19 protein-coding genes are annotated in these 20469 nt (G+C 57.8%); all 19 read left to right on the top strand.

Going from position 1 to position 20469, the window contains the following annotated elements; genetic code table 11:
* Nucleotides 1–261 precede the first annotated feature (261 nt).
* The 19 genes from AKL25_RS23810 to AKL25_RS23800 all read left to right on the top strand — a co-directional run bounded on the left by AKL25_RS23810 (nt 262) and on the right by AKL25_RS23800 (nt 19949).
* The gene (locus tag AKL25_RS23810) at nt 262–2550 is read left to right on the top strand and encodes an ATP-binding protein (protein WP_167541901.1); all 2289 of its coding nucleotides are present in this window, start codon (nt 262–264) and stop codon (nt 2548–2550) included.
* Nucleotides 2550–3206 (top strand): Pvc16 family protein, encoded by a 657-nt coding sequence (locus AKL25_RS17000; protein WP_050478899.1) that lies wholly within the window; start codon nt 2550–2552, stop codon nt 3204–3206. The genes AKL25_RS23810 and AKL25_RS17000 overlap by 1 nt, the downstream gene beginning before the upstream one ends.
* A 25-nt stretch (nt 3207–3231) precedes the next feature.
* Nucleotides 3232–4548: a phage tail sheath family protein gene (locus AKL25_RS16995; protein WP_050478898.1), complete on the top strand. Its 1317-nt coding sequence runs from the start codon at nt 3232–3234 to the stop codon at nt 4546–4548.
* Between the two features lie 28 nt (nt 4549–4576).
* Nucleotides 4577–5002 carry a phage tail protein gene (locus AKL25_RS16990; RefSeq protein WP_050478897.1) on the top strand — a complete coding sequence of 142 codons (426 nt, stop codon included), beginning with the start codon at nt 4577–4579 and terminating at the stop codon, nt 5000–5002.
* Complete coding sequence (locus AKL25_RS16985; RefSeq protein ID WP_338034499.1) at nt 4978–5376, top strand: phage tail assembly protein; 399 nt, start codon at nt 4978–4980, stop codon at nt 5374–5376. Before AKL25_RS16990 ends, AKL25_RS16985 begins: the two co-directional genes overlap by 25 nt.
* The gene (locus AKL25_RS24775; protein ID WP_276203018.1) at nt 5319–5528 is read left to right on the top strand and encodes a DUF6760 family protein; all 210 of its coding nucleotides are present in this window, start codon (nt 5319–5321) and stop codon (nt 5526–5528) included. The genes AKL25_RS16985 and AKL25_RS24775 overlap by 58 nt, the downstream gene beginning before the upstream one ends.
* Before the next feature lie 195 nt (nt 5529–5723).
* Complete coding sequence (locus AKL25_RS24290) at nt 5724–7289, top strand: hypothetical protein (RefSeq protein WP_157050679.1); 1566 nt, start codon at nt 5724–5726, stop codon at nt 7287–7289.
* Nucleotides 7289–7894: a CIS tube protein gene (locus AKL25_RS16975; protein WP_050478894.1), complete on the top strand. Its 606-nt coding sequence runs from the start codon at nt 7289–7291 to the stop codon at nt 7892–7894. Before AKL25_RS24290 ends, AKL25_RS16975 begins: the two co-directional genes overlap by 1 nt.
* Complete coding sequence (locus AKL25_RS16970; protein ID WP_167541899.1) at nt 7807–8967, top strand: phage late control D family protein; 1161 nt, start codon at nt 7807–7809, stop codon at nt 8965–8967. Before AKL25_RS16975 ends, AKL25_RS16970 begins: the two co-directional genes overlap by 88 nt.
* Entirely contained in the window at nt 8964–9494 is a 531-nt protein-coding gene (locus tag AKL25_RS16965) for a phage baseplate assembly protein V (RefSeq protein WP_157050678.1), read from the top strand. The genes AKL25_RS16970 and AKL25_RS16965 overlap by 4 nt, the downstream gene beginning before the upstream one ends.
* Before the next feature lie 6 nt (nt 9495–9500).
* Nucleotides 9501–9899: a hypothetical protein gene (locus AKL25_RS16960; protein WP_050478891.1), complete on the top strand. Its 399-nt coding sequence runs from the start codon at nt 9501–9503 to the stop codon at nt 9897–9899.
* A 29-nt stretch (nt 9900–9928) separates the two neighbouring features.
* Nucleotides 9929–10336 carry a GPW/gp25 family protein gene (locus AKL25_RS16955; RefSeq protein WP_083444754.1) on the top strand — a complete coding sequence of 136 codons (408 nt, stop codon included), beginning with the start codon at nt 9929–9931 and terminating at the stop codon, nt 10334–10336.
* On the top strand, nt 10336–12315 hold the full coding sequence (locus AKL25_RS16950) for a putative baseplate assembly protein (RefSeq protein WP_050478889.1): 1980 nt from the start codon (nt 10336–10338) through the stop codon (nt 12313–12315). The genes AKL25_RS16955 and AKL25_RS16950 overlap by 1 nt, the downstream gene beginning before the upstream one ends.
* Nucleotides 12316–12324: 9 nt before the next feature.
* Nucleotides 12325–13254, top strand: coding sequence for a baseplate J/gp47 family protein (locus AKL25_RS16945; protein ID WP_050478888.1), 930 nt, complete (start codon nt 12325–12327; stop codon nt 13252–13254).
* A 1-nt stretch (nt 13255) separates the two neighbouring features.
* Nucleotides 13256–13966, top strand: a complete 711-nt coding sequence (locus tag AKL25_RS16940; protein ID WP_050478887.1) for a phage tail protein — start codon at nt 13256–13258, stop codon at nt 13964–13966.
* On the top strand, nt 13963–16395 hold the full coding sequence (locus AKL25_RS16935; RefSeq protein WP_050478886.1) for a hypothetical protein: 2433 nt from the start codon (nt 13963–13965) through the stop codon (nt 16393–16395). The genes AKL25_RS16940 and AKL25_RS16935 overlap by 4 nt, the downstream gene beginning before the upstream one ends.
* Before the next feature lie 8 nt (nt 16396–16403).
* Entirely contained in the window at nt 16404–16619 is a 216-nt protein-coding gene (locus AKL25_RS16930; RefSeq protein WP_050478885.1) for a hypothetical protein, read from the top strand.
* Nucleotides 16616–18244 carry a tetratricopeptide repeat protein gene (locus AKL25_RS16925; RefSeq protein ID WP_050478884.1) on the top strand — a complete coding sequence of 543 codons (1629 nt, stop codon included), beginning with the start codon at nt 16616–16618 and terminating at the stop codon, nt 18242–18244. The genes AKL25_RS16930 and AKL25_RS16925 overlap by 4 nt, the downstream gene beginning before the upstream one ends.
* A gap of 64 nt (nt 18245–18308) precedes the next feature.
* Nucleotides 18309–19949 (top strand): eCIS core domain-containing protein, encoded by a 1641-nt coding sequence (locus AKL25_RS23800; RefSeq protein ID WP_083444753.1) that lies wholly within the window; start codon nt 18309–18311, stop codon nt 19947–19949.
* Nucleotides 19950–20469 lie beyond the last annotated feature (520 nt).

The following is a 20469-nucleotide window of genomic DNA, read 5'->3' as shown; positions in this document are numbered from 1 at the left end:
CACTGTTTTGATTGTCCAGGCGCCGGTCGCATTGCAAATGCGAATATCTTTATATTTCCTGATCCAGTCGATTCGTGATTTGTTTTTGCTTGAGCTTGCCAAGTGCTCTCGCCGCGCGATTTTCCAGTTGTCCAACAGGGTCACAGATGATATCTGGAAGGCCGGACGCTTGAGCGCGGCAGATAGTCTGATATACAAAAACAATAGGAATCAGTCTTTGTCATGGAATCGCGCACTCTGAAAGAGCAAACGCGTGGCGCCTTGCGGCATGCCGTCACTGGGGGCGACAACGCTATCCCGGCGCGCCGGCCTTTCATGCCCAAGGCTGGCTCGTCGCAGGCGCAGGCGCTGCGCGTTCCTCCCATGCAGCGGATGTCGCATGCCGTCCGTTCCCACAGCGATCACCCCTTGTCTCCCTGGTTCAATTGGCTGGATGATCGCCTGCGTCTGGCCTTGAATGTCATGCGCAGAGCAGTCGGCGTTGAATCGATGAATGACGCTTATCGGGGGCTTTACGTTACACCGGACGAAGTCGATCGTTTGCTGGCGCAGCCGTCCGGGTCGCCTTTGTTTGGCGGACTGGATGCCGGCGGTTTTCCCGACGCTGCTTTGCCGGCAGAGTTCAGCCGTGTTGCAGCGGCGGTCGGATTAACGCCGTTCGACGTCGCTGCAATATTGATTGCCGCTGCTCCAGAGCTCGATCTTCGCTATGAACGGCTGTACGCTTTTCTGCAAGACGATGTAAGCCGGAAACGGCCTTCAGTTGATCTCGTCCTCAATCTGTTGTGTCGCGATACAGAAGAAAAGCTGAGCATGCGCAAGCGTTTCATCTCCCCGGCGCCGCTGTTGCGATATGGCTTGCTGCAATTGCTGCCGGACAGTCCGCACGCCGCACCTTCTCTCGCCGTACAGGTATTGAAACCCGATGCGCAAATTCTTGCGGCACTGCTCGGAGAAAGCGGCATGGATGCGCGGCTTGGCGCCTGCGCCCAATTGCTCCCGGCCGATGCAGCCGATGCAGTCGATGTGTTTGCGGATGATTCCGGCTGGGGGCCGAAGTTTGACGTCTTGTCGCGGATCGGCAGGGAGGCTCTTCCCGGCGCTGAACCGCTGCGCTGCCATCTTCATGGCGCCGATGCGCTTGCCTTGCAAACGGCGGCTGCGGCACTGGCAAGCAATATCCGTAGCCCAATGCTGCGCCTCGATCTGGCATTGCTGAAAGACATGGCAAAAGCCGCTGCACTGGGCGAGAGAACGTTCGCGCATACCTTGGGTGCGGCATTTCGTTGTGCCTGGATGCATGAAGCAATGATTTGCTTTGACGGCATTGACGTTTTGTATGCTCCCGATGCCGTTGTCGATTTGCGTACGCTGCTCGATCACCTTGAGCATCCCATTGCGGTATGCGTTCTTACCGGATCGGAAGCGCGCAATTTCAGTATCCCCGGAAGCCGGGTATTCAATGTGGCCTTGCATGCACTCACCCGGCGCGACCGGCAGCAGGTCTGGCAGCAACAACTCAGCCGGCATGGATTGTCTGCCGATGCTGCCCCGATCCTGGCTTCCCGATTTCAGCTGAGCATGGGCCAGACCCGGGATGCGGTTCGCACTGCCGCAGATCAACTGCGTCTAACGGGAGCGGCGGGCGTTGGTTCATCTGAGTTCGAGCACATGTTGTTTGCCGCTGCGCGCCTGCAAACGCGTCATGTCTTCGCCGGATTGGCTCAGCGCATTGAGCCCCGACGCAACTGGGACGATCTGATTTTGCCCGACGACGCGTTGGCGCAATTGCATGAGATTTCGTCCCGCTTTCTGCATCAGGATCAAGTCCTCAATGGATGGGGATTTGCCAACAAGATCGGTTACGGGACCGGCACCACCGTGTTGTTTGCCGGGCCCTCCGGCACCGGCAAGACCATGGCCGCCGAGGTGCTCGCGCAAGCGCTGGGACTGGATCTGTATCGCATCGATCTCGCTGCCGTCGTCAGCAAATACATCGGTGAGACCGAAAAGAATCTCGATCGGCTGTTCAATGCTGCGGATCAAGCCAATGCCGTGCTGTTTTTCGATGAGGCCGACGCCTTGTTCGGCAAGCGCACCGAGGTCAAGGATTCCCACGATCGCTATGCCAATCTGGAAATCAGTTACCTGCTGCAGAAGATGGAGCAATACCAGGGCATCGCCATCCTGGCGAGCAACCTGCGTCAGAACCTGGATGAAGCCTTTATCCGGCGGCTGGCGTTCATCGTGCATTTTCCGTTTCCGGATGAAACGCAGCGACGAAAAATCTGGTCGTCGGTATGGCCGGGAGATGTTCGTCTGGCGGACGACGTCGATCAGGATGAACTGGCGCGCGATCTGAAGTTCAGCGGCGGCAATATAAAGAATGTCGCCCTGGCGGCAGCGTTTCTGGCCGCTGCCGACCATGCCGACGATACCGGCGGCATCATCAAACGTGAACACATACACGGTGCGGCGGAACGTGAGTTCCAGAAACTGGGGCGTCCGAATTCCATGGCCAAAGCAGCCAACACCGGGAAGGACGCCTGATGTTCGACAACCTGACCAGGGCCCTGAGCGAAGTCTTGCATCTGGCCAGTGCACCGACACTGGTCAGAAAAGCCGATGTCACCTTCGACCGGCCCGCAGAGACATATCAGCCCGGGAATACCTGCATCAATCTGTTTTTGTTCGACGTGCGGGAACGCAGCGAGTTAAGAAGCAGCGAGCCGGTGATTCAACGGGATGCAGGCGGCAAGACCGTATCGATCATGCAAGCGCCGATGCGCATTGCCTGCTCTTATCTGGTCACTGCGTGGATCGAATCAGGGCAGACCGGACAGAGCGCCATTCTCAATCAACACGATCTGCTGGCGCAGGCGCTGCTGGCGTTCTCCGCGATGCCGACGCTGTCGGGAACGAAACTGTCAACTGCTACCCGGGCCTGGCTGAACGAACAGCCATATGCCGTCGAATTGGCCGTGTTGCAGTCGGACCTGACCAAGAACATGTCTGAATTCTGGACTGCGGTGGGCGGAAAATTGCGGCCCAGCTTTACGCTCACCGCGACCGTGGCGATGGTGTCGAAGGCGGAGTCGATGTCGGCTCCGCTGGTAAGCAGCAAGGAAATTGTGATCAACAAATCGATGACGGATGCGCCGGTCATTCAACCGAAACCCCCGACCAGGAAGAACAATCGTCGGTAGCAACTCACCTCAGGAGAAATAAATCATGCCCACTTATAGTTCACCCGGAGTTTATGTCGAGGAAGTACCGCCGATCTCGCGTCCAATCGCCGGCGTCAGCACCAGCACACCTGGTTTTATCGGGGAGGTGCCAGACAGCATTTCGCTGCCCTTTCTTAAAGCCGATGCTGTCAAATGGATTACCCATACGCTTGCCGCCACGGATGGGATGGCTTATCGCATTTCTTCGTGGGCTGACTATGTGCGTCTGTTTGGAGATTTTGTCGGTACGGATTATGCGACAAAGGCAGAAAAAGAAGCAAAAGAAGCAAAGGCTGCAAAGGCAGAAAAAGAAGCAAAAGTTGCTGCTAAAACCAAGGTTGCCGTTGGGGGGGATGGCGACGTTGAAGACAAAGATAACGACGTCAAAATTGGATCCGATAGCGGCAGCATTGATCCTGGTCAGCGCATTCTGGCGCACGCCGTGTACGGTTTTTTCAATAATGGCGGCACCAATTGTTACGTGGTCCGCATTGCCGCCGTCAGCAATATCGACAAGGCGGTGACGGCCTTGGCGGCGTTTGACGATATATCGACGGTGAGTTTTCCTGGCGATACCACTTATCACACTAAACTCGTCGCTCATGCCACTGCGCTGCAGCGATTCGCCATTCTGGATCTTGACAAGGACAGCGACGTTGCCGCGCTTACGGCGCCAGATAGCAGCACCTATGCGGGCGTCTATTTTCCGTGGTTGAAAGTGTTTGATCCGGCCGCAGCGATGATGAAAGAAACCAATGGCATCGTGGTGGTGCCGCCGAGCGGCCATATTGCCGGCATCTATGCTCGCAGCGACGTCGCACGGGGTGCTTATAAAGCACCCGCGAATGAAGCATTGCTGGGCGTCCCCGCGCTCAACGACAATATCACCAAGGCGCAACAAGATGTCCTCAACGTTGCAGGCATCAATGCCATCCGGCAATTGAACGGCGCCTTGCGCGTCTGGGGTGCGCGTACCGTCGGCACGCAAAACGGTGAATACCGTTACATCAGCACCCGCCGCTACTTCAACTACCTGCGTCAGTCCATCGATAGCGGCACCCAGTTCGTCGTGTTCGAACCGCATACGCCGGCGTTGTGGCAACGTGTGATCCGCACGCTGACGGATTTCCTGACCAATGAATGGCGCTCGGGCGCCTTGTTCGGCGAGACCGCCAAGCAAGCCTTCTTCATCAAGTGCGATGCCGAGACCAATCCTGCGTCGTCACGCGAGCAAGGCCAACTGATCGTCGAGATCGGCGTGGCGATCGTCAAGCCGGCGGAATTCGTCATCTTCCGTATCCAACAAACTTCAGGCAGCTGAATCTCCGACAACTCCTTAGGACAACATCATGGCTAGAACTGATCCATATAAGAATTTCCGATTCCTGCTCGAAATCGATGGTTTGACGCAAGCAGGTTTTTCCGATTGCAGCGGCTTCGGCTCGGACGTCGAAGTCGTCGAATACCGCGAAGGCGGGGACGCGGCGACCGTACGCAAACTGCCGGGCAAGAGCAGCTATCCGGACATCACCCTGAAATGGGGCGTCACCGATTCGCGCGAGCTGTACGATTGGCATGCGACCGCACTCGACGGCAAGCTGGAACGCAAGAACGGCTCGATCATCCTGCTCGACGATCTGGGGCAGGAAAAGATCCGCTGGAACTTTTTCAGCGCCTGGGCCAGCAAGTACAAGGCGCCTGACCTGACCGGCACCGGCAAGGACGTGGCAATCGATACCCTGACGATCAGTTGCGAACGCATGGTCAGGGCCTGACCATGGAAAGTTTTGCGACAGAGTTCGAGTTCCTGCTGCCGAAGGGCTATGTCGATGCGGCGGGTACCGTGCATCGGCACGGCACGATGCGCCTGGCCACTGCCGCCGATGAAATCCTGCCGCAAAAGGATCCCCGGGTGCAGGGCAATCCAGCCTACCTGGTGTTGATCCTGCTGGCGCGGGTGGTGGTGCGTCTGGGCGATCTGGATGCGATCAATCCCAAGGTGATCGAGGGCATGTTTGCCGCCGACCTGGCCTATCTGCAGGATTTCTACAACCGCATCAACAGCACCGAGTCGCTGCAGGTGCGGGTGGAGTGTCCCAGCTGCCGGCACGCCTTTACAGTGGAGCCGGAAAGAGTGGGGGAGTCGTAGGCTACCCCGTCGACCGGATTCACGAGGAGGTAGCCTTCATTGCGTTTCATTTCCACTGGCCGCCGGAGCGCCTGATGCAGATGGAGCATGGCGAGCGGCGTCAGTGGGTGGAACAGGTATCGCGGATCAATCGCGCCTTGTCGGGCAACTGAGATGAAACATCGATCATGAGCAGTAACGTATCTACATCCCCTGCCGCAGACGGGCTCCGCCCGGGCTGGCCTGCCGGCGTGCAGGCCAGGGCGGTCTGGCTGCGCCGGCTGCAGTGGCAACCGGGTGCGCGCCGCACGGCAGTCGCAGGTCCTCACGGCGGCCTGCGCCTGGCGACATGGCAATGGCTGGATGCATTGGCGCGCCGTCCGGGGCTGCATGCCAAGGTGGTCCGCCGCAGCATGGGGATCTGGTCGTCCTGCGCGATGGATTGGCGGGCGCTGGCGCAGCAGCAAGCCGATCGCGCCCGGCGTACCGGTACGACACATGCCGGGGCATTGGCGCCGGGAGGGCAGACCTTGGTCCATTGGCACATCAGTGAACGGACCATTGTGCAACAAGGCACGATCCGCTATGCGGAGGCGCCGGTGCTGCGCATTGAAAGCGGGGAGGGGGCAGACGTAATCAAGGTGCCATTAGAGCGGGTCGGAGCGACGCGTACAACTGCCATGACGTATGTTGTCAAGGTAGCAGGCCATGAAGCGGCAATGCCGGCGCCCCCTGCATCGCCAGGCCAGGCAAGGGTACAAGAAACGGCAGTTGCACGAGGATCGATCAGTAACCCCGTCGCCATGACCCACATCAGCAATTCGCGGCACCATGAAGTGCCGAAGTCATCTTCTTCTGCAGTGCCGTCAGGGAAAACGATCGCACGGCAAGTGACAGATGGCGCCATTGCGACCCCTGTATCAGGGGCGCCAGGCAATGCCGTCGCCATGACCTACATCAGCAATTCACTACACCATGAAGCGCCGAAGCCGTCTTCTTCTGCAGTGCCGTCAGGGAAAACGATCGCACGGCAAGTGACGGATGGCGCCATTGCGACCCCTGTATCAGGGGCGCCAGGCAATGCCGTCGCCATGACCTACATCAGCAATTCACTGCACCATGAAGCGCCGAAGCCGTCTTCTTCTTCTTCTTCTTCTTCTTCTTCTTCTTCTTCTTCTTCTTCTTCTTCTTCTTCTTCTTCTTCTTCTGCAGCGCCGTCAGGGAAAACGATCGCACGGCAAGTGACGGATGGCGTCATTGCGACCGCTGTATCAGGGGCGCCAGGCAATGCCGTCGCCATGACCTACGCCACCAATCCGTCCAGGCATGAAGCGCCGGCATCTTCAGCAAAGGCAACGCCATCGCAGCCGTCGCTGGATTTTTTTGTGCTTGCGCAGCGGAAACGCGTAATGCAAGCGCTACAAGCTCGACCGCCTGCAACTCACGTGGCGACGCCATGGCCTGGCCAGGACAAGGCCGAGCAGCATGTGGCCGCGCCCGGACCAACCACACCCGCATGGGCGGTGTCGTTGCCGGATGTTGAAACAACGCGGGCCGATAGTGCGCCCCCGGTTGCGGGGCATTTGACGTATGACTACGCCGCGCGCGGGCTGCATGACACGTCGCACAGCCAGACGCGCAGCGCAATGCCCACGACAGTACCGCCGCCTTTGCACTTTGACCTGCCGCGCACGCACCGGCATGATGCAACGCTCCCGGCGACGCAGCCTCTGAAGCAGAGTGAGCAGAGTGATAAACGCGGACAGCTGCACGGACCTGCATCGGACGCCACGCATTCAGGCAGCGCAAGCAATGCAAGCAACACATCGGACGCACCGATGCTGCGCGACGATATCGAACACGTGGCGCAGCGAGTCATGCGCATCATCGCGCGCGAACAACGCCGCGAGCGTGAAGCAAAGGGGATCAACTGATGACGCTCACAAAAGCGGCAATTGTCAATGTCGACGCCGGCAATTATGTCATTCATGTGATGTTCAACCCAGCCAGTTACTCGCTGTCGCGCTCGGTTCATTACAAGGAAGAGCGCATGCCGAAAAAGCAGAAGGTGCCCGTGAAGTACATCAGCGGTACCGCCGACAGCTTGAGCATGGAGCTCTTCTTTGACACCACCAATACCGGCGCCGACGTGCGCCAACATACGCGTGTCATCGAAGATCTGATGCTGCCGCTTCCCAATACCAAGAATCCGTCGCGGCTGCGGCTGATGTGGGGATCGCTGGAATTCAACTGCCACCTCATCAGTGTGCGTTCCGAGTTCGACTATTTCAACAGCGTCGGCATGGCGCTGCGCGCCAGGATGCAGGTCGAATTCAAAGGGCAGGAAACGGCCGGCGCCACGGTCGACGCTGCGTCTCCAAGCACCGTACGACTGCCGCCTGGACAAAGCCTGCCTGACCTGGCTGCGCAACGCTACCAGGATCCGGCCAAGTGGCGCCTGCTGGCCGAAGCCAACGACATCGACAATCCGCGCAAGATATCGCCCGGTATCGAATTGAATCTGCCGGAGGCGCCTTGAGTCCGCGTGCAGAAGACTTTTCCGTTTCGTCGCGTGCGAGCGCGCTGTTGATGCGCGTCAGCAGCAACGGTGTGCCGCTGGAACAGGCTGAGCGGGATTGCATCGCGGCCGTCACAGTCGTCTCGGCGAGCAAGCAGCAAGCCAGCTTCAGCCTGGAGCTCAATGATCCGCTGTTCGGCATGATAGCGCCGGGTACGGGGCGCTTCTGCGAGGGCAACCTGCTGGAGATCGCGCTCGGCAATGAGGACGCAGAACTGACAACGGTTATTTGCGGCACGATCAACGCGATCAATCTCGACCTGGACGAAGAAGACGGCCTGCGCATCGTGGTGGAAGGACATGACGCACTGAGCACCGCTGCGGCCGGCAATGTGATCACCCGCTATCAGGAGCAATGGAGCGACTTTCAGATTCTCCAAAGCATCACCGAAACGCTCGCACTGACACTGGCAGTCGATGCCCGGACCCGCCAGGAGATGTCGGCAGTGCGGCCGCGGCCGCGCTTTCAGTCGGGCCAGAACAATCTGGCGTTCATGAATGAGTTGGCAGAAGAATACGGCTGTGACTTTTGGGTAAGCGAACGCACATTGCATTTTTGCCGTGAAACGCCGGGCAAAGAGAAGGTTGTACTGAGCGGCGGCAACAATCTGTTCCGGATTGCCATTCGCCTGAGCACCAATGGCCAGGTATCGGCGGTCGAAACACTGGCCTGGGATACCCAATCGGCTGAGATCCGGCATGCACGCGAAGATGGCAAAGACCTGCGCGCTTATCGCGGGAGCATGTCGCCGGCAGCGCGCGATCGGCTGGACCATGAAGCGCTGGTGCGTCGCTTCTCGGCGCGCGATCAGGAAGAAGCCGAACGTCGCAGCAAGGTCGAAATGCGTCGCATGGCGCGGCAGTTGGTGAGCATCGAGGGCACCACCACCGGAACCCCGGCGATGGGTGTGGGCAGCGTGGCCTTGCTTGAAAAGATGGGCCGTTTCGATGGCGAATATCTGGTGCAAACGGTACGCCACCAGATCGACAAGGATGGTTTTCGAACCCACTTCACTTTATGTCTGCATGTATGAATGAACTCAGCGGTGCAATGTATGTGGGCGTGGTTGATTCGAGCAAGCTCGATGATGACGGCTGTTTGCGTGTTCGCATCCCGGCGCTCAACGGCATCTTCGACTGCCGCGTAGCGATGCCGCTGGCAGGCGCGCAACGCGGCGTGTTTTTTTTGCCGGAGCGGCTCGATCAGGTGTTGTTGGGCTGCGTGACCGGTTCCGATGTGGAGTTTGTGCTGCTCGGCAGCCTGTTGAGCGGGAAGACGGCAGCGCCGGAGCTGGAGGGCGCCGACGACAACGACACCAAACTGATACGGACCCGGGGCGGCAACGAGATCAGGCTGTTCGACCACGACGGCACCGAACGAATTGAGATCGCCACCAAAAAACAGTGCATCAGCTTGTCGGTCAAGGACGATACCGTCGTCGTCACCGCCGGCAAGATCAAGCTGGAGGGGGACGTGGATGTGACTGGCACGCTGAAGATAGGCAAGGGCGATACCACCACCACCATCAAGGACAACCAGATTACCGGGGCGGGAGGCTGAGGCTGCATGGGCACATTGCATCTGGACGGCACATTGAAGTTGTCTGGCGCGCTAACGCTTGAAGGGAAGGTGTTATCCGGGGGCAAGGAGGTGCTGGTGGCGTTGGCGCCGCCGAAGGACGCACCTCATAGCAAGACAGCCTCGCCTGCGGATCCGTTGTCACCGGATGGGTACAAGACGTCGGTCTGGGCGGCAGGGTTGCCCTCTGTGCGCGTCAACATCCGTGGAAAAGTCATTGTCGTCAGTGGCGCGCCGTGCCAGCAAGGTGTAACTCCGGCGATAGTGGGCGTAGTGGATGCAGGAGCCGGTACGGTAACCATCGATGGCCTTGCCGTGGCGAGAACGGGGGCTTCCGCGACGATGCCGCACACGGTGGCGCCCCTGGACAACAGTGGTCAAACTTGATAGCCAACCATATATTCAGGGAAACAGATATGGCAACAACATTCTTTGGCGGGGCGCAAATGCTGGGAAGCGGCATCGCTTTTCCCCTGCGCCTGCACGGCGGCAGCCTCGGCATGAACACGGCGGACGAGCACGTCAAACAGTCCATCCTGCTGATCCTGGGCACGGGGCACAACGAGCGCGTCATGCGTCCCGATTTTGGCGGTGGCATGGAGCGGCTGGTATTTGAACCGATGAATACGGCCACCGCCATGCTGGTCCAGCATCAGGTGCGGGATACATTGAAGCGCCACGAGCCGCGTATTGACGTGCTGTCGGTGACGGCCAGTGTGCTGCCGGATGAGGGGGGGCTGGAGGTGGCGATCGCCTACCGCATCAAGCAGACCGGCATCAGCGGCAATCTGGTTTATCCCTTCTATCTTGCCGGAGAGCTGTGATGGCCGCGCGCGCTCCCGTGCTCGACCCGCGCCGCGCCGCCGATATCCGCGCGGAGACCCGCAAGGAGCTCTACAAGAATCTCGAGGAGTATGGCTGGAGCGACCCGCATGCCACCGACGCAGCTTATGGCGGCGAAGCCTGCAACGCGCTGGTGCATATTTTTGCGCAGTATTGCGAGCACATCATTGATCGCAGCAACCGCAACCGCGACAAGAGCCTGCTGGCCTTTCTGGACCTCATGGGCAATACGCTGATCCCGGCGCAACCGGCGCGTACGGTGGTGACCTTCACGCTTGCCGCAGCCGCGCGCGGACGCCTGCTGCCGGCCGGCACGCGCTTGCAGTCCATGGCGCAGGGCGCCAGTCCGGGATGCAATTTCGAAACCGAGCATGATGTCTGGCTCAGCAATCTGCGCCTGCAGGCGATGCAGGCGGATACCTCGCCCGATCCGCTGCCCATGCCGGCGTCGCTACTCAGCAGCGAGGGCCATCCGCAGCCCGTACCGATTTTCGACCGCGCCGACGACAATTTCTACACCTTGACACTGGCGCTTGCGGATGGGGTTCTTCCACTGGAAGGACAACCGGTCGAACTCCACTTCTGGCTGGACAGCCCGCTGTACGATCCCGGTACCGTGCCGGCGTCGCACGACCGTAAGCCCTTGTGCTGGACGGTGGCTTCCGGCATCGGCGCGACACAGAAACCGCTCGACATCGCTGTCGAGGATGAGACCGCGGGTCTGACCCGTTCCGGCGTGGTGCGACTGCTGACGCCGCCGATCGACTACTGGCAGCTCGGCGACAAACCGGGCGCCAGGTGGTTTACGCTGACCGTTGGCGGCGCGCAGCAAGCACCGCCGCCGCAACTGCTGGGGGTGGCACTCAACAGCGTCCCGGTAGTGCAAGCTGCCACGATCGTCGGCGAAGTGCTGGGTTCCAGCGCCGGACAGATCCAGCAGCGCTATTTTGCAACGAAGACGCCGATATTGCCGGATGCGATTGTGGCAGTGCTGGAAGTGCCGCTCCGGAATACGGCGCAGTTGCCGGCTGTGGAATCCAACTGGGTGGTCTGGCAGGAAGTCCCCGATTTCTTTGGTTCCGGACCAGGGGATCGCCATTATGTGCTGGACCATCAGACCGGCGAGTTGCGTTTTGGCGATGGCAAGCGCGGTATGGTGCCGCCGCCAGGCGCGCGCAATGTTCGCTTGAGCTGGTATCGCGCCGGCGGCGGCACATCCGGCAATGTCGCGGCCGGACTGTTGACGATTCCTGTGTCCAACACCCGCGACATTGCCGGCGTCACCAATTTTTTCGCCGCCAGCGGCGGCAGCGACGCCGAATCGCAGGAGCAATTGCTGGATCGTGCGCCGCGCGCGTTGCGACACCAGCAGCGTGCGGTAACACGGGACGACTACGAAGACCTGGCGCTACAGGCCAGTACTGAAGTGGCGCGCGTCAAGTGCGTACCGCTCCACGATTTGCGGGAAAACCCCTATATGCTGCTGCCAAGGAATCAGGAGGCGTCGGGCGCCGGCAAAGTCAGCGTCATCATCGTTCCCCACAGCGCGGCGCCGCAGCCGTTGCCGACGCTGGAGTTGATCCGGCGCGTGCGCGACTATCTGAGAAGCCGGGCCTGCGTAGAGGCGGCCGTAGAAGTGACCGGGCCGCTGTATTTGCCGGTGGATGTCAAGGTCAATCTGACCATCGAATCGGCGCGTTATGCCGACACCGTCAAGCAGCAGGTGAGGCAACGCCTGGATACCTATCTGCACCCGCTGACCGGCGGGCGCAGCGGCAAGGGTTGGATGTGGGGACGCGCACCGAAGGAATCGGATTTTTATGCGGTCCTGGATGGCATCGAACATGTCCGACATTTCAACTTGGCCGATTTAAAGCCAGCCAAAGGAGAGCGGAAAACAATCGAGGATACCCGACGTTTTCTGGTCTGCGCCGGCGTCCATGAAATCAACATTGATTGAGCTTGCACCATGCCCATCGAACTCCCCAATCTTGATGACCGCACGTTTGCCGATCTGTTGGATGAAGGTCGCAACATGATCCCCGCGCTGGCGCCGTCCTGGACCGATCACAATCCATCGGACCCGGGCATCACCATACTGGAGATGTTTGCCGCCGTCACCGAACAACTGATCTACCGCACCAATCGCATTACCAACGCCCACAAGAACGTATTTTTGCGCTGGATTGAGCCGCCTGCCGATGCCGATGCCGGTCCGTCCAGCGATTTGCCGCCATCGGAAATCGACGATGCGCTGGTAAATGCAATACGCAAGATGCGTGTGGAGAAACGCGCCATCACTGCCGCCGACTATGAGCGGCTGGCCTGCAATGCGGGCGCTGTGCGGGCGCGTTGCCTGCCGCGCTGCCAGGCCGTATATCAAGATGACGGCAGCGTGGTGTTGACGGAAGATACGCTGGGGCACGTGACACTGGTCGTGGCCAAGCTGCCGGATACGCTCCGGTCGGCACTCAATGAGCAGGTCACGGCATTGACTACTGATGCGGATCCCCTCGGTGTGAATGCGACGCCGACGCTGCATATCGTGCCGGCGCAAGCTTTGCCTGTGACCTTATCGGTCACCCTGGTATGCCTGGAAGAATATCGGGCCAATAACGGGAAAATGGTCCGCGATGAAGTCAGCGCCCGCCTGGAGGCGTATTTCCATATCGAAACCGGCGGTCCGGCGAAACAGGGCTGGCCGCTCGGGAAGGAGGTCTACAAGTCGACGCTGTATGCCCTGATCAGCCAAATCAAGGGAGTGGACTACATCACTGCCCTGAAGCTGAGCGTGAACGGCAAGCCGCTTCGGACCAATGACAATGGCGTCATGCCGGCCAGCCACGAATACGTCAAGATGAAAGTGCTATGCCATTTCTCGAACGAACAGGGCCAGTGACATGAGCGATCCCCGCGCCAATGATTTGCTGAACATCCTGCCGTCTGTGTTCCGGGAAGATTCCGACATGGCGGATTTCTTGGCGGCATTTGAAAATATTCTGCTGGCAAAAAGCCGTGATGCGACGCGGGAAAAAAGCCTCGAAGTGAAAATCGACGAGCTGGCCACGCATATCGATCCGGCGCTGGCCAGGGTTGACGACTTGCGCTGGCTGGCCGGTTGGCTGGGCCTGACGATCGATGCCGATTATCCGACCGGCAACGAGGAGCAATACCGCATCTTCGTGGCCCGGACCATGTCGCGCTATCAGCAGCGCGGCACGTTGGCGGGAATGAAGACGCTGTTGGAACAATTCACCGGCCAGCCCTCAGCCATCCGGCAAGACGAGAAGGCGCATGGATTCATCGTTTCACTGAATCTCGACAGCGTGCGCGATGTCAATGAAATGGAGCGCCTTACCCGTGTTGCGCATGCATTGATACAGCGCGAAAAGCCGGCCCACACGCATTACGAATTAAAGACCAAATTCCAGACTTTTCAGGTGGCGAATCTTAGCCGGTCCGGTGGTCAGATTCAGCCTCGCCCAAGTGCAAAAATTGTCAGTCCGGCCCAGGTCGGCCGCCGTGAAGACGGCAAGATCAAGGTTGGCAACATGATGCTCGGCCAGGCCCCCTTAAACGCCAGTAAAACTAAACCCAAGGCATCCAAATGAGTATTGAAATCAGCAGTGCCGGTCGCGTCAAAATGAAACACCCTCGGGTCGAATATTTTGCCGGGCAATTCCTCGAAGACAAAGACTTTGAAATTGAGCAGAAATACCATCTGATGCGGCGGCGCCAGCTTAATCAGGAGTTGTTCAGCCATGGCGTGCGGCGCGGTTTTGCGCTCATGCTGGAAGGAGCCGGAGGAAAAGCCGTTCGCATTCACGTTGGCGCCGCAATGGATGTGCGCGGCCATGAGATCTGGTTGGACGAGGACATCGTATGGAATTTGCCGATGCAGACAGACGGAGAATATTTTCTGTGCATGCAGGCATTGGAAGTCGAAGATGAAAAGGAAACCTATTCTGTGCCAACCCAGGCTTCCGGTGAGTCCGGCTCTAACGACGGATCGCCCTGGATAGGCTATACCCGCCGCGTAGATACCATCCAGTTCAGCCTGATGAAAGTCAGGCCGCAGCTGCCGGCGCCTCTCATTACATTGGCGAAAATTCAGTGCAGCAAGGGCGGTTTTTCCAATATGGACACGCTGGTCCGCGACATCTCGCTGACCAAGGTCGGCAACGGCGTCTCGATCAATCTTGTAGAGCCGGGCCACTACATCGACATGCAATACAAAGGGACGCCGAATGCTTATATCGGCCCCAACCTGGACAGGCAGACGCCTGACTGCGTGACTTTTTCCAGCCGATCAAAGCGCATGCATTTGTCCGGCGAGGAAGACCTCTACATCTTGAATAAGAAGGGAATGGTCGTCAGCACCGCGTGGGGAGCAGGCGGGTCGCTCACGGTGCAGGGGAAAACGTACCTGGAGGCTGGTCTTGACGTCAAGCAGGCCGTTGATATTCAAGGTTCCCTGAAAGTCAAAGATGAAATCAGGTTTGCCGGGGCAGAGCTTAAAACCAGGGACGGCAATTCCGGGGTGATCTTCGATAGCCACGCGAATGACTTATATCTTCATGGTCAAAAGACGCTCTATATCAGTAACCGAAATGGCGTGGTCATCGAAAAAGATGATGCGGGAGGGGGATTGGGAAAGGCCGGAAGCTTGCATGTGAAAGGTGTGTTGAAAGTCGACAAAGAAGTTTCCCTGAATGAATCGCTGAATGTCACCCAGAAGCTCACCGCCGGTTCTCTGGCGGTGACAGGAGTGGCCGATGTCACACAGAAACTCACTGCCGGATCCCTGGCGGTGACGGGAGTGGCGAATGTCACCCAGAAGCTCACTGCTGGTTCTCTGGCGGTGACAGGAGTGGCCGATGTCACACAGAAACTCACTGCCGGATCCCTGGCGGTGACGGGAGTGGCGAATGTCACCCAGAAGCTCACTGCTGGCTCTCTGGCGGTGACGGGTGTGGCCGATGTCACACAGAAGCTCACCGCTGGCTCTCTGGCGGTGACGGGTGTGGCCGATGTCACGCAGAAGCTCACTGCCGGTTCTCTGGCGGTGACGGGTGTGGCCGATGTCACGCAGAAGCTCACTGCCGGTTCTCTGGCGGTGACGGGTGTGGCCGATGTCACACAGAAACTCACCGCCGGTTCTCTGGCGGTGACGGGTGTGGCTGATGTCACACAGAAGCTCACTGCTGGATCTCTGGCGGTGACAGGAGTGGCCGATGTCACACAGAAACTCACTGCTGGATCCCTGGCGGTGACGGGAGTGGCGAATGTCACCCAGAAGCTCACCGCTGGATCTCTGGCGGTGACGGGGGTGGCCGATGTCATACAGAAGCTCACTGCTGGCTCTCTGGCGGTGACGGGAGTGGCTGATGTCACGCAGAAGCTCACTGCCGGTTCTCTGGCGGTGACGGGAGTGGCTGATGTCACGCAGAAGCTCACTGCCGGTTCTCTGGCGGTGACGGGAGTGGCTGATGTCACCCAGAAACTTACCGCTGGTTCTCTGGAAGTGACAGGAATAACCACGATGCGGGGGGCATTGACGGTCACAAAGGAACTCATCGTTCCCGGAGCGAAATTCACTTCTCACGGGGGCTCCATGAAACTAGAGGGCGCAGAGATACCCGACAGCGAAGAAAAAGCAAGGCAGCCCTTGCATATTTTTGGAGACATGCTGTTCCTTCTGCAAAAGAAGAAGGTCGTCATCGGAAAGGAGTGGGAGAGCAGCGGCAATCTGGAGGTACATGGAAAAAGCGCGCTCAACACCTTGGACGTCGCTGGTGAAAGCAAGTTCAAAGGCCTGGTTGTGCATTCAGCGGGGACATTCTCAAATCAGAAAGCAAACAGCGATACGATTAAGGAAAAGCTTCAAGGACGGGGAAATTTTTTCTTCTTTGTTGAGCCCGGCTCAAAAAATGGAGATTCGGAAGGCGAGGGAAATCTCATCGTCTATTGGAAAACATCGAGAGACGAGATACGCGCCTGCAAACTCACAGATAATCCCAGTGTGCGTAAATGGATATAGGAACAAAAATGAATACCAAATTACAAGCCCGCCTTGACGTATTGCAATCTGAATTCGAAAAAGGCAAAACCCGCTTGAACGAATTGCAATCGGAGCAAAACGAGTTGCAGGAAACCATGTTGCGCATCCAGGGCGCGATCACGGTCCTGCAAGAGCTGTTGGCCGATCCTGCCGATGACCCGCAGGACACGGTGGTCGATCTGGATCAGCACCGCCAGGCATGAAGGTAGCTGAAGCGCCCCGGTTCGCGCTGGAAAAAAATCAGCGGCTGTCGTCGTCGATGCTATGGCGGCTGCAGCGGCGTTTTTACAGCGAACAGACCATCGATGCCTGGCGCCAGAGCATCGTGCCGCATTACGTCACCAGCAATACCTTCATCGCGCAAGCGTATGCCAAGCTGGTATTCGGCTATCTGCGCGATGTGTTGCGCGACGGCTCGCATGATCCGCAGGCGCCGTTGTATGTGCTGGAACTGGGCGCCGGTTCGGGGCGATTTTCCTATCACTTCCTGACGTATTTTTTTTCGATGCTGGCGCAATCGGTGCACAGCGAAACGCGCGTGACGTTCGTCATGAGTGATTTTTCAGAAAAAAATCTGCGGTTCTGGCGTCAGCATCCGTCGCTGCAAGCGTTTGTGGCGCAGGGGCAGCTCGATTTTGCGCTGGTAGACCTGAGCCAGCAGAAAGACATCATGCTGCTGCATTCAGGCACGGTGTTGGCGGCAGGGCAAATCAGCAATCCCTTGGTGGTGCTGGCCAACTATGTGTTCGACAGCATTGAGCAGGACGCTTTTTATGTCGAAGACGGCGTGCTCTACGAAAGTCTGGTCAGCCTGCACAGCGCCAACGCAGAATCCGACCCTGACGACATCAGCTTGCTTGAGCGCGTGCAAGCCGACTTTGTCAATGTGCCGGTGCAAGGTAGCGCCTACTATGCCGAGCCGGCGCTGAACCGCTTGCTGGATTTTTACCGGCAAACCGTGCCGGCGGCGCATGTTCTCTTGCCCACGCAGGCCTTGCGCTATCTCGACCATCTGCGTCACATCAGCAACAACCGCCTGTTGCTGATCTCCGCCGACAAGGGCATCAGCCGTGAAGTGGATGTCGCTGCAGCCTCCGCGCCGGAAATCGCCACGCACGGCAGCATTTCACTGATGGTCAACTATCATGCGATCGGCCGTTATGTACAGGAGCAGGGTGGCCGCGTCCTCATGCCGCCGCATCGTCAACACAGCCTGCAATTTTGCGTGATGTTGTTCGATGAACGCCTGGCAGCGCCGACGCCGAGCCTGCATCTGTATGCGGAAACCGGGCAAGCGTTTGAAGATCACCTGTGCCGGATCAATCCGGATGATTTTTTTGTCCTCAAGCGTTTCATCCAGGGCAATGCAGAACACCTGTCGCTGGCGCAACTGCTGGCTTATCTGCGCATGAGCGGCTGGGATGCCGCCAATTTCTGGGGATGCTACGAGGCGTTCATGCGGCATGCGGCAACGTTGGAAGGTCCGCTCAGGCATGAAATCGCCAGTATGGTTGAATCGGTCTGGAACGTTTATTACCCCCTGGGCGAAGAACGCGACCTGGCCTTTGCGCTGGCGAGCCTGCTGTACGAGATCGACCATTATGCAGAAGCGATTACCTATCTCGAACACTCGCTGCGTTTATACGGGGACGATGCAGGCACCTTGTACAACCTGGCGATGTGTCATGCCCAGCTGGCGCAGTTGCCGGCCAGCGCACAATGCATCGACGCGGCATTGCGGATCGATCCGCACTACGAACCGGCACTGGCATGGCAAGAATCGACGCAGCTCAGGCTTGAGCCCCGCCTGAGCGTTCAAGCCGGATGAAGCGACTGAGCATTGCCGACGACGCAGGCATGCACCAGAGACGCAGCGAAATGCGGGAGAGAACATGAAACAGACGCAACAACAGGATGCCGCACAAGCAGTACGGCTCAACCAAGCGCACAGCGCCGCAGAGCCGCAGCAATCCCCGTTCAATCCGACAAGTGCGCCCGGACATCCGTTTGCCGCATTGAGCAGCAACAGCGCACGGGTCGGCGTGGTGAGTACGCAGCGCAAGGCGATATCCCAAAACGGACTGCCGGATACTTTGAAGAGCGGCATTGAAGCGTTATCAGGCATGTCGATGGATAACGTCAAGGTGCACTACAACTCGCAAGAACCGGCGCGCATCAATGCCCATGCCTATACACAAGGCAGCAATATCTATGTCGCGCCCGGTCAGGAAAAACATTTGGCGCATGAAGCGTGGCATGTGGTGCAGCAGGCGCAAGGCAGAGTCAGGCCGACCTTGCAGATGAAATCCGGCGTGCAGGTCAACGACGACGGACATCTTGAAGCAGAGGCTGATGCGATGGGACTCAAGGCGATGTCCGTGACGACAATGGGAACATCTGTACAGCGAGCGGCGTCGGAGACGGGTGAGTACCAGGAAAATCTGGTTTTACAGAAAATGCATAGGAATAGTTTTGGCTCCCGGCGATCCAGGAGGCGCAAGGGGAAAGAGGCTAAGAACAGCATAAGTATTTCTACCACAGAGCCTGACGATCAAAGCCAGTTAGATGAAGATCAGCTAACTGAATCTGTATTAGCGCCAAGCTTGAGTTCTCAACTTCCAGTCACTAGTGCGCCGGCTGCTATTCACAGTTCTTCCTCTTCCTCGGTCGCTCGAGCATCTTCTACAGATAGAGCAATATCTATGGAGTCAGGTAATTTAGTTGTGTCAGTACCAAGCTCGCGTTCTATGCTTCCAGTCGCTAGTGAGCCTGCCGCGCCCTCTAGAACATTGGGAGACGGTTGGACTGAAGACACATCATCTTCGACAGTCATTTCTAATACTCATGGCTACAGAGGTAAGAGATCTCTATCTTCGGGTACGCTTTCATCGTCATCCTCATCGTCATCGCCGGTTGGCGAGGAGCAGAAGAAAAAGAGAGCACGGACCAATCACGATGCACCTCCGCAGTGGCATGCCCGTGCCCAAAAAATAGTGAGCGCTATGGGGAACGCGCATGTTGGTCATAAAATTCCACGTGCTCATTTACTCCTCATTTATGAGGAATGCAAAGCTGCAATAAAAAAACCTCGATTCCCGCAGGAGCTGAAAGAGTTGTTTTTTAAGAGGTGGCCAAACAAAGATTCATTTGCTGATATGCACTCAAATTTGGGAGTTCAATCAGGTGATCCCCAAAAGAAAGAATACGCGCAAACAGAAGCTGAAAAAGTAAAGTTCCATGGAGCGGACTCGCCAAGATCGAAAGCGCTGGCGGCTGCTCACATCCGATGGGAGGAAGCAGGAGAAGCATTATCGAGCGTCGAAGACCTTGCATATATTCTGGAGAAATGTAACGAGGCGGAAGATCTGGGAGATAAGGACATGACAGAGAGAAACCTGGAGGGAGACAAGGGGAGATTAGCCCTGTTACTAGCTAGCAGAATAGTGACGCCGGAGTTGGATAGCAAGGATGAGGCTCCGGTGGTGGATAGCAAGGATGATGGTGAGTTGGATGATGAGTTGGATGATGAGTGAATCCGTAGAGGCAAGGAGTCGGTGATGCAAATCGTGTATTGGCTTGAGTCACTACCTCACGTGGCTCCGAAAAGTCTGTTTCGAGCCGCTCCGAACGTCGCGAAGGGGCTTCCACTGATGTAACCAATTCCTGCGGCGTGCCCACTGAGGCACTGAGAAGCCATCCGGCGCTGCCATTTGCTATGCATCCCGCACACATTGAACCCGGCATTTCCGATCGCTCCCGACAGGATGCAACGGTGCAGGCATGCCAACTGAAATCAGTAGAAGTTTCCTTGTGAAAACATTTTTTGCGTCACTTCATCTGCTGCGATACGTCCCTCCGAATAGATACGCATTTATTGCGGTGCATCATGCAGGAAACATCTGATTTATCAGGATATATTTTGAAAAATTGAGACAAGAAGTCAACTCTTGGTGCGATTCGGTGGCAATATTGCGAGCAGAAAATATCCTCATTTTTACGAGGATAAACTTAAGCATTCAATGACGTCGGCACGCCTCATAATGAGGGCGGGAT

Origin of the sequence: Herbaspirillum rhizosphaerae (assembly GCF_001189965.1) — a bacterium.
GTDB classification, from domain to species: Bacteria; Pseudomonadota; Gammaproteobacteria; order Burkholderiales; family Burkholderiaceae_D; genus Herbaspirillum; species Herbaspirillum rhizosphaerae.
This window is presented reverse-complemented; position numbering and strand designations above follow the sequence as displayed.

Excerpts from the sequence above, each read along its gene's own strand:
- AKL25_RS17000 (WP_050478899.1), top strand. The coding sequence starts at position 2,550 with ATGTTCGACAACCTGACCAGGGCCCTGAGCGAAGTCTTGCATCTGGCC.
- AKL25_RS16995 (WP_050478898.1), top strand. The coding sequence starts at position 3,232 with ATGCCCACTTATAGTTCACCCGGAGTTTATGTCGAGGAAGTACCGCCG.
- AKL25_RS16990 (WP_050478897.1), top strand. The coding sequence starts at position 4,577 with ATGGCTAGAACTGATCCATATAAGAATTTCCGATTCCTGCTCGAAATC.
- AKL25_RS16975 (WP_050478894.1), top strand. The coding sequence starts at position 7,289 with ATGACGCTCACAAAAGCGGCAATTGTCAATGTCGACGCCGGCAATTAT.
- AKL25_RS16965 (WP_157050678.1), top strand. The coding sequence starts at position 8,964 with ATGAATGAACTCAGCGGTGCAATGTATGTGGGCGTGGTTGATTCGAGC.
- AKL25_RS16960 (WP_050478891.1), top strand. The coding sequence starts at position 9,501 with ATGGGCACATTGCATCTGGACGGCACATTGAAGTTGTCTGGCGCGCTA.
- AKL25_RS16955 (WP_083444754.1), top strand. The coding sequence starts at position 9,929 with ATGGCAACAACATTCTTTGGCGGGGCGCAAATGCTGGGAAGCGGCATC.
- AKL25_RS16950 (WP_050478889.1), top strand. The coding sequence starts at position 10,336 with ATGGCCGCGCGCGCTCCCGTGCTCGACCCGCGCCGCGCCGCCGATATC.
- AKL25_RS16945 (WP_050478888.1), top strand. The coding sequence starts at position 12,325 with ATGCCCATCGAACTCCCCAATCTTGATGACCGCACGTTTGCCGATCTG.
- AKL25_RS16940 (WP_050478887.1), top strand. The coding sequence starts at position 13,256 with ATGAGCGATCCCCGCGCCAATGATTTGCTGAACATCCTGCCGTCTGTG.
- AKL25_RS16935 (WP_050478886.1), top strand. The coding sequence starts at position 13,963 with ATGAGTATTGAAATCAGCAGTGCCGGTCGCGTCAAAATGAAACACCCT.
- AKL25_RS16930 (WP_050478885.1), top strand. The coding sequence starts at position 16,404 with ATGAATACCAAATTACAAGCCCGCCTTGACGTATTGCAATCTGAATTC.
- AKL25_RS16925 (WP_050478884.1), top strand. The coding sequence starts at position 16,616 with ATGAAGGTAGCTGAAGCGCCCCGGTTCGCGCTGGAAAAAAATCAGCGG.
- AKL25_RS23800 (WP_083444753.1), top strand. The coding sequence starts at position 18,309 with ATGAAACAGACGCAACAACAGGATGCCGCACAAGCAGTACGGCTCAAC.